The organism is Methanococcus maripaludis, assembly GCF_013760955.1.
GTDB classification, from domain to species: domain Archaea; phylum AGJL01; class Methanococci; order Methanococcales; family Methanococcaceae; genus Methanococcus; species Methanococcus maripaludis_A.
Map to the genome: position 1 here is coordinate 520,328 of NZ_JACDUL010000001.1, position 9,600 is coordinate 529,927.

Below are 9,600 nucleotides of genomic sequence, written 5' to 3' on the forward strand. Positions count from 1 at the left end.
ACCCCACTTAGATTATTTTCAATTGATCTATTATTTCGGACAATCCTTCTTTTCGATAGATAGACCCTGTAACAATATTTGAATTTTCCGTTAAACCGTTCAAACTATTTATTATTTCAACTGCATTCGATTCATTGCATAAATCCATTTTATTTATGAATACTGAAAAAGGAATATTTTTATTAGTTAAAAGGCCAATAATATCCAAATCAACCTTTCTTAAACCAACAGTGGCATCAAGAACTAAAAGAGCATAATCTGCCCCTTCGATTGCAATTTCTCTCATGAATCCAAATCGTTCCTGACCCGGAGTTCCAAAGAAGTGGAATTTTTTATCATCCATTTCAATTCTACCATAGTCTATCGCCACAGTAGTTCCATTGTGCTCTACTTTCCCAACATTTTTGATCAGGGATTCCATGAGCGTGGTTTTACCAACATCTTCTGAGCCCATTATCACTATTTTAAGTTCTTTTACCATTAATATCCCATTATTGGAAGAGTTTTCTTGTACTTCTCTTAATAGCACCGTTAGCTGCTGCACCACCGATTAAGGTTTCGAGTTCTTTTACCAAAGACTGTGCTGCGACAAGTGTTGTTGGCTTTATTTCGGCACTTGTTGAAGCTTTTTGTAATTCACCATCTAAATTAGTCAATATTTCAAGTGCTGCATCCAAATCTTTTTGTTTATCAAGTAAATGCATTGATGAAGCAGATTTTGTAACTAATTCTGGATTTAATGCTCTTAAAAGGCCATCTACCCCTGATGATTCAACAAGTGATGCCATTGTCTGTAATGTCATTAAAATTTGCTGTTCCACCATCTTTTTTGGAGCTTTGATTATTTTTGTGCCTACTGAATAATAATCTAAAACTCCTGCAAGGGTAACTGCTGTTAAAAGGGAGCCCATATCCGATACTGTTGCAGATACGTCTGCTGGAACTAGATAGGGGGTTTTTCCAATGCTTTCAGTAAGTTTAACACATTTTTCAATCTGTTCTTCTGAAGCGTATTCTGTTCCATTTGTTGCTTTTGAACTTATCACATAATGTCCGTGCTGAGGAGTTCCAGGAACTGCTGCAGGGTGCATTGATGTGATACCAATATCTTTTCTTTTTGTTCTTAATTCAACTTCCAACATTGTATATAATATAACAGGAGAAACCGTGCATGTATTTGCAATGATTGCATTTTGAGGAAGGTGTGGTAAAATAGTTTTAGCGATTTCTACGGTTTTTTTACCAAATGGTGTAAAAAATATTGCAATTTCTGCTTCTTTTGCAGCTTCTGCGTCGTCAGTTAATACCTTAACGCCCGCTTCTTCGACAATTTTCCATTGATCATCAGTTAACATTGATTTATTAACTTCTGCTAAAATAACGTCGTGGCCAGCTTCGGCAAATTCAATAGCCATTCTGCTTCCACCATATGGGGGAACTCCACCATATGCCCCAGGTAAATCTAACTGGTTAACGTACAGGTTTTGGTTGCCTGCACCATATACCGTAACCTTCATTCAACCACCTTTTTAAAAAAAAATAAACGAAATGTAATTGGGTAGTTTAATTATTAAATCCTTTCGACTACGATGCAATTATTTCCAAGCAGTTCATATTTGTAATCAATTCCAATCAGTTCGAGTTCTTTTAAAATTTCGGTTCTCGAAACGTAATTTTTGAAGTATTTGTTTAAGTGGTTGTAAAATTCAAAGAGTTCTGCATTTGTATTGATATTTTCTGTAAAAAATTCCTCCATTATAACAAGTTTACCGCCTTTTTTGAGGGATTCCATCATTTTTTTGAGGAACAGTTTCAAAGAATTTGCATAACTTAGTGTATGGATACATAACACGTAATCGTGCTTGTATTTTGAAATCGTTTCAGAAAAATCCATTGATTTTAGTGTTGCGCACTGAATTCCGCTTCTTTTTAATCTTCCTTCTGCAACCCTTATGAGTTTTTTTGAAATGTCTACTCCAGTATATTCGCCGTTTGGAGCTACTTTTGATGCAAAATAAAGCGGAGACCTTGAACCGCAACCAACTTCAAGAACACTATCTCCATTTTTTATTCCCAGATATTCGAAAACTACTTCCCTACATGTTTTCATGTAGTTTGTATTTAACATCATGTCCCAGATGTCTGCATCTTTTTTAACGTTTAATAGAATTTCCGGGTGATTGTAACCAATAAATGCATATTGAACAAGTCCTGCCATGAAGTCGTATTTTGAAACATGATCAGAAATGATTTTATTGTATTCTGGGTGAATTGTAGAATATCTAAAATCAGAATTTAATTCTAACTTTTCTTCTTCGTTGAATTCAAGCAGATTTAAACTTAAACCAGTTTTTACATATTTTTCTACAAATTCTTTGTTTGGGTAGCCCAAAATATTTATTAATTCCGAAATAGAGGGCCTATAATCTTCAATAGCTTTGAATATTCCAAATTTAAGCCCTTGTCTGAAAAATGTTCCCATTAATTCATTATTAATGTATTCTACAGTATAATTTAATGAATCTACTTTTTTGTTCAAGCTGCTTAGATCAGCCTTGCTAAAGTTTGAATTGTAACCTGAAATTCCGTTTTCAGAAATCATATTTGGCGTCACCCCTGATTTATTACCTGAACTGTTTACGTTAAAAACCATGATTTCACCAGTTATCAGCAGAATCGTAGTCTTTGAGATATTCAACTACTGTCTTTCCGTAATTTGTCATTTGATATATCTTCATTCCTTCTTTTCCATCGCAGTTGACAAGTCCAAGTTCAATCAAAGATGAACTACCATTGTATCGATTTCCCATGCCTTTTAAACATCCCAATACATTGCTAGGGTCCGATTTTACCCTTCGGGAAAGTTCTGAAAGGTACGTGCCATGGGGGTGTATGTCATACAAAAAATATACAATTTTTTTTCTTAGCTTGCTCTTGTTTAGAGATCTTATTATCGTCGGATTTATAAACATCATGTCTTCTGATCCCAAAAAAAGACACCTCGGGGATAGGATTTCTAAAATTAAAATACGGGGGCATTAAGAATATTCTTAATGCTGGGGATTATAGGGGTAATAATGTACTTAGTGGCATTGACATTATTTATACAATTAGGCACCGTAAACTTAATACCCCAAATAAGAATTTTCGTCATACAAAGTTTCTTATAATAGGTATTCTGGATGCGATGGCACTTATGGTGTCCATTATGCTTCCAATAATACCATTATCTTCATTTATATTACTAGACTGATTTTCTGAGGCGTTATCGTCTTCAATAGTTTCTTCGATAGTATCAGTACTTGCCTGAATTTCGGATTCGTCAGCTGTTACTTCTTCCATAATAATTTCTTGATTGTTATAAATAGTTAAAGATTTTTTAAGTATCATTGGATAGTATTTTCCAGATCCCATTGCAAAATCAGGAATTTCAACTTCAAAGACTATATTGTACTTTTCCCCATCGATATCACCCAGTTTAATCGTAAGAGGTTTTGATTCCGTAGAATGAATTATGTCCTCATATGTTGGACTTTTATATATAGTTTCTTTATCATTTGAAATAGTAATTTTGTAAAAGTAAGTTAAATTAACAGGATATATGCTTGAAAGACCGGATGAAATAACCACGTTCAAACTATTTTCATTGTAGACCATATCGTCTATATTTATTGGTGCTACAACTTCAGTGATCTTGTTTGTACTTGTGGGTATTGCATTTAAAAGGTCTATGCTGGAATACCTTCCAACAGGCGCTAATGGGTTTATATCTTTTGAAACAGTTCCAGAACCTTCGGTATAAAATATATCCACATCTTCAAAATCAGTCAAAGGAACTGCGTGGAATAGAGTATATCCGACAAAACCTTCTTCAAAGAATATATCAAAATCAGCAGTCTGTAAATTTTCACTGCTGGTTTTGGATTTTACAAGTACGTTCTTTTTATCAGATGTTGCTTTTAAATTTCCATCTGAGTCGTAAACCTCAACCCACATCTTGTAAGTTATATCATCTGAAACTCTGCTTTCAAATGAAGCTACGCATGAATTATTAAATCCTGCGAGAGGATAATTTACAAATAAAGCCCCATTTTCATTTATGGTTGCGATTTTTGGAAGAATTGTGTTGTTATACCATACTTTTCTTACATCCATTATGTTGTAAGCGTCAAAATGAACCATTGTACTGTACCCTGCAATATCATCATCCTCATCTACTGCAGCTCCTTCGGTATCCACAACTATTTCAATTAATCCATTTACTTCCCGATTAAACTTTAAATCTATTGAATAGGTGTTTTTTTCTTTTGGTGAAAGTTTGAAAGTTATTGGATCGGATGTTTCAAAAACCCCGCTTTCATAAACATTTTCTTCATTGTAATGGTTTCCAATATAGAGTTTTCCAGTTAATGTCCTGTTATAATTGTTTTTCAAAGTCACATCTAAAGTATAATTCTTTCCAACAAAAACGCATCTCGAATTTTCAGATGATGAAATTATCGAATCGTCCAGTGGATAACTTAGGTTATAAATTTGAACTGGAGAAACCACTTCTGGATCTATATCCACATCTTCATCTGATTCGTAAATGTAGTACTTATTTGAATACGTGGTTAGTTTAAAATCTCCATCATCAGATAATTTTAAAAATAACGGCATATACAGCGTTTCAGCATCATTTTCATTTATTTCAATTGTTTCTTTAGAGATACAGCCACTGGAACTTTCAAGTATTATTGTGACCGTTTGATCGTTATCATACCTATTTTGAAGATTAATTTTTAAAAATGATAGATAAGGATCGTCTTTTACATAGGCCCTTGGAAGAACATTCTTTGTTTCGTAAATATTGTTTAATGCGTCTTCAATTGTTTTATCGTAAATTTTTGAAGTTTGGTAGTAATCACTTACCATTTCGGAAGTACTTCCGTTGATATTATTAAATAAAGAATAGCTTACAACATGCGTTGGAAATTGGTATGTTTTGGCAGTTTTTTTATAATTATAGGATATTGTTCCCGTTGATTTTACTAATTCGGTTTCTTCGAGATCGTTTGTGTAATCGTGAAGACCCATAACCTCAGTGTGGACCTGTATCTTAAATTCATCTTCATCTGAAGTTATTTCTGGAATTTTAAAAGAAACTTCGTTTTCGGAGCGGTATGGAACGTAAACTAATTTCGTATCATCCTTTCCATTGTAATATATATCTTCATTATTTCCATCTTCGTTGGTATCGCCGTCATAATCCTTAGAAACTATACTTATCCATGTTTTAACTTCGTAGTCCGTCTGTGCCCGATAATTACTTTCAAGAGTTACTGTAAACCAGTTACTGTTTACAACTTCAAGATTTGGATTTGAATCAGAAACGTAGCTATCTTGACATGTTACATTTTTTACATCGATTGGATTTACCACGTTTACAGTGATTTCTTCGGAATCGGCTTCTTTTCCATTTTCGTCGACCAAACTTATATCAATGTCATGGTTACCAACTTCATCAAATTCAAGCCTTATTTCAACAATTTTTTCATAGTGGGTGTTTGGTGAAAGTGGCAAAATCGTAGATTCAAAATAGTTTCCATCATAAGTAGCTTTTACTTTGACGTTTCTCTGGTACGGGTCGTTATTTACGAGCCCCACATATACTAAAGGCGTACTTGGGTCTATGTATATTTCTGAAGAGTCAGGATTGTCCCCGACACCCCATATTTTGTAAATTGAAATTCCTTCATCATCTTCTGCATAATTTACAGAAATCGTGAATAACAAAATGAGGATTAAAATTGGCGTCTTTCGCATAATACCCCTAAAAAGGATAAATTCTTGATAAATCCCATATGGAACTATAATTTCTAGTTAAAATTAGTAAAGGGGTTTTAAAATAATTTTTGTGTACTTGTTTATGTAGGTTCAAGTAGTGAAATTATATTAATGACCGCAGACATAATACGTAATCGTTATTAACAATACTGCGGTGATTTGATGAAGCTAAAATTTTTTGGCTTGATTATTGTGTCATTTATGTTATTCGGGGTTGCAAATGCAATACCTTACAAGTGGGCTTCGACAACGCCAATCACATATGTTGATATTTCAAACATACAGGATATAGAAAAGCTTGAATATTATTTGAATTCGGATAATATTGTTGTAATTTATACTGGAAACGATTTTACAATGACCTCTAAAACAGAAGAACTTTTAGAGTACATTGGTCTGGTTGAATCAAAGGACCTTTCTGGAAAAATACCCTATTTTGGAGATTCGGTTTTTATAACCCAAAGCACTTCAGTAATTCCCAAAAATTATGTTTACAGGGATGAAGACGGTGCATATATCTATGTTGATACATCCATGGGTGAAACAAACAAAAGTATAATATTTGAAGCATCCATCAGTTCAAAAATATACGATGATGGATACTACGAAATTAAACCTAGAAAGTTATTTATTCCATACAATATTGACCTTGAAAATCAGGACATAATCGATTTCATCGGAAAGTATGCAGCAAGCCAAGGTGAAACTTTTGCATATATCAACAAAGTTCCTTCAAATTATGATTCTGTCGTAATTAATGGAATTGTTGTACAGAACATCATTCCTGATGAAAACGGGGAAAATTCAATTTCTGTTGCGGATAGAAAAATAACTGTTGAAGTACGGGATGAAGATTTAATTAAAAGAAAACTAAATAGCGTTAAAACAGTTTCAGAACTTCTTGGAATCGGAACTACGTATATCTCAACAGGTTCTGAAAATATAGATATAATAAAAGACAGTTCCATAACTGAAGATGAAAAAGAAGATCTTTTAAACAGTTATTGGTTTAAAAAACGATATTCTGATTATTACACCCATATAAAATACAATGATTACGGAGAGTACCCGAACACAGTTGACTTACTTGCAATGAGTTACTATCCATTAATTTATGTTGATAAGGCACCCGAAACATTTGAAGATGACCCAACTGGAGGTTACTACCCCAATACCATTTCATACTCGGGTTCTGAAAGTTTAGGATACTGGAATGAAGGTGCGGATTCTGAAAACAACTATTACCACTACGATGGAGAAGATTACTGGAACGATGATGAAACCGTTTCCAGAGATTATTGGTCCGTTAATGGTGATTATGCAAGTATGAGCGAAGAAATAGACCTTAATGACAGATACGATTATTTTGAACATTGGTACGTTAAAAATTACGCTTATGCAATGACTACGGGTGCAAACGGTCTTTTATTATTCTCAAGTGACGATGATTTATTAGATGCGGTATTCAACAAATACAACAAGAATGTTACATGGAAATTAAATATAGAAGGAATCGATTATTTGGTAATTCCCGACTATATCGGATACGATAAAATGAACGGAGTTTCTGTCATTAATGTTCCGGGATTAAATAACAATGAAATTAACGGAATACACTTTATTGAAGAAATATACATCGAACCTTATGATGAAGAATATGGAGTTTACGTTGCTGATGTATTTGAGTACGATACCAATACGATATACGATTTAAATGACGAAAATACCTGGATTTGTTCATTTGAAGAATATGCCGATTGGGCTGAAACATACAGAACCAGTAAACTTATTATCCAAAACGATACTGTATATTTAAATGCAGACGATAATGCAAAAATAACAATTTATAGAGAAAATATAACTAGGGTAAAAGGTACTTCAACAGAGTTATATGATGCAACAGGAAAATTGATTATATCAAAAGCACCAGATACAATTTCACTCAATAGCTAGGAAGTGGTACTATGAGATTGGGATTTTACAACATACAAGGCGGAACTGGAAAAACGACCATTGCTGCAAATATTGGATATTACTTAAGCGATAAAACAAAAACAGTCTATGTGGACTGCGACATTTACGCGGGATGTGGGGCATTGTTATTTGGATTTGAAGATAGCCCGCACACATTAAATTCATACCTTTCTGGAACAAGTGCTTTAAACGACATCATTCACCAGTTTGATGATCTTTCTGTAATCGTTGCAGATTCAACCCCTAATTCATTTAATACTGAAATAAATCAGAAAAGAATGCTTGAATTAATCAGAGTTTTGAATGATAACTACGATATCGTTCTTCTAGACCTTCCTCCAAATATTACCGAAGGAAATCTCTTGTTTTCCTCGCTCAATTTGGAAGAAAAAGTAGTGAACAAAATGATTGTAGTTGCAGAAGATAGTATCCCCGGAATTGCAAATACAATGAAAACAAAAGAACTCCTTTATGCAATTGATATCGATTGTATTGGTGTTATTGTAAATAAATTCAAAGATACCGTGGACTTTGATGAAGCACTTGACGATATTATTGCAATATTGCCATACGACAAAAAAGTGGAAACTCAATGGATGGAAAACGTCCCTGCAGTTCAGATGAAGTCAAAATTCAGTAAAGAATTAAGTTATTTAGCAGAAGATCTTGCTGAAGTTTACATTAAAAAAGACCTTGCCGCAGTTAGGGCTTTAAAAGTAGCAAAAGAATTAAAAGATATGACTTCTAAAAAGAGAGACGAAGAAGTTGAAGAAAACGAAGAATTTTAAAAAATCAATTTATTACTTTTTTTGGTGAATTTATGCTTACTAAGAGAATTATTCCTTGCCTCGATATTAAAGAGGGCAGAGTTGTTAAAGGAACAAATTTTGTAGAGTTAAGAGATGCTGGAGATCCAGTTGAACTATCCAAAATTTACAATGAACAGGGCGCTGACGAACTAGTATTTTTAGATATTACTGCATCGTTTGAAAAAAGAGATATTATTATAGATGTTGTAAAACGAACTGCTGAACAGGTTTTTATCCCGCTAACTGTTGGCGGAGGAATAAAAACGGTTGATGATTTTAGAAAGATATTGAGGGCAGGTGCAGACAAAATCTCCATAAATACATCTGCAGTAAAAACTCCAGAATTGATAAAGGAAGCTTCTGAAATTTTTGGAACACAGTGTGTTGTTGTTGCAATGGATGTGAAAAGAAACTATATAACAAATCCCCAGAATGAAAATTTGAAAGATAAAAACATCTTTGAAACAAAACTTGGGTCTTGCTGGTTTGAAGTTTATATCTATGGTGGAAGGGAAGGAACTGGTATCGATGCAATAGACTGGGCTAAAAAGGTTGAAAATCTGGGTGCTGGAGAAATCCTTTTAACCAGTATGGATGCAGATGGTACAAAAGATGGCTATGATTTAGTATTAACGAGAGCAATTTCTGAAAATACAAAACTTCCAATAATTGCAAGCGGGGGTTGTGGAAATTCAGACCATGTTGTTGATGCATTTAAAGATGGGAAAGCTGATGCTGCATTGATGGCAAGCATCTTGCACTACAGGGAATGTACAGTAAACGACTTAAAAAAAGAAGTTGAAAAGAATAATATTCCTGTAAGATTTTAATTTTAAATTTTTTTAATATCCTAAAAAATCGCTTAATTCAAATGTACCAATTAAAATGCCTAAAATAAAAAGTGACTAACGGCGTCACATTGTTCCCACCAGATGGCAGTACTTAATGAATCGCTGGAGGGCTTAATTTCCGAGATCGGGATGGGATCGGA

General features: G+C 33.7%; 8 protein-coding genes and 1 rRNA gene. 3 read left to right on the plus strand and 6 right to left on the minus strand.

Annotation, left to right across the window (positions count from 1 at the left end; translation table 11 throughout):
* Positions 1-7: 7 nt before the first annotated feature.
* The 5 genes from HNP90_RS02955 to HNP90_RS02975 all read right to left on the minus strand — a co-directional run bounded on the left by HNP90_RS02955 (position 8) and on the right by HNP90_RS02975 (position 5,805).
* Positions 8-481 carry a GTP-binding protein gene (locus HNP90_RS02955; RefSeq protein ID WP_011977370.1) on the minus strand — a complete coding sequence of 158 codons (474 nt, stop codon included), beginning with the start codon at positions 479-481 and terminating at the stop codon, positions 8-10.
* A gap of 10 nt (positions 482-491) precedes the next feature.
* The gene (locus tag HNP90_RS02960; protein WP_011977371.1) at positions 492-1,517 is read right to left on the minus strand and encodes a H(2)-dependent methylenetetrahydromethanopterin dehydrogenase-related protein; all 1,026 of its coding nucleotides are present in this window, start codon (positions 1,515-1,517) and stop codon (positions 492-494) included.
* A gap of 53 nt (positions 1,518-1,570) precedes the next feature.
* On the minus strand, positions 1,571-2,653 hold the full coding sequence (locus tag HNP90_RS02965; protein WP_011977372.1) for a class I SAM-dependent methyltransferase: 1,083 nt from the start codon (positions 2,651-2,653) through the stop codon (positions 1,571-1,573).
* 4 nt (positions 2,654-2,657) lie between these two features.
* On the minus strand, positions 2,658-2,975 hold the full coding sequence (locus HNP90_RS02970; protein WP_011977373.1) for a helix-turn-helix domain-containing protein: 318 nt from the start codon (positions 2,973-2,975) through the stop codon (positions 2,658-2,660).
* A 175-nt stretch (positions 2,976-3,150) separates the two neighbouring features.
* Complete coding sequence (locus HNP90_RS02975) at positions 3,151-5,805, minus strand: hypothetical protein (RefSeq protein WP_011977374.1); 2,655 nt, start codon at positions 5,803-5,805, stop codon at positions 3,151-3,153.
* 183 nt (positions 5,806-5,988) lie between these two features.
* On the opposite strand from HNP90_RS02975, the gene HNP90_RS02980 reads away from it, so the two are divergent.
* The 3 genes from HNP90_RS02980 to hisF are packed head-to-tail and all read left to right on the plus strand — an operon-like array spanning position 5,989 to position 9,439.
* The gene (locus HNP90_RS02980) at positions 5,989-7,779 is read left to right on the plus strand and encodes a hypothetical protein (RefSeq protein ID WP_011977375.1); all 1,791 of its coding nucleotides are present in this window, start codon (positions 5,989-5,991) and stop codon (positions 7,777-7,779) included.
* Positions 7,780-7,790: 11 nt separating this feature from the next.
* Positions 7,791-8,588, plus strand: a complete 798-nt coding sequence (locus HNP90_RS02985; protein ID WP_011977376.1) for a MinD/ParA family ATP-binding protein — start codon at positions 7,791-7,793, stop codon at positions 8,586-8,588.
* A gap of 32 nt (positions 8,589-8,620) precedes the next feature.
* The gene (gene hisF / locus HNP90_RS02990) at positions 8,621-9,439 is read left to right on the plus strand and encodes an imidazole glycerol phosphate synthase subunit HisF (protein ID WP_011977377.1); all 819 of its coding nucleotides are present in this window, start codon (positions 8,621-8,623) and stop codon (positions 9,437-9,439) included.
* A gap of 73 nt (positions 9,440-9,512) precedes the next feature.
* On the opposite strand, the gene rrf is transcribed toward hisF, so the two are convergent.
* Positions 9,513-9,600 (minus strand): 5S ribosomal RNA (rrf, locus tag HNP90_RS09495); the annotation flags it as partial.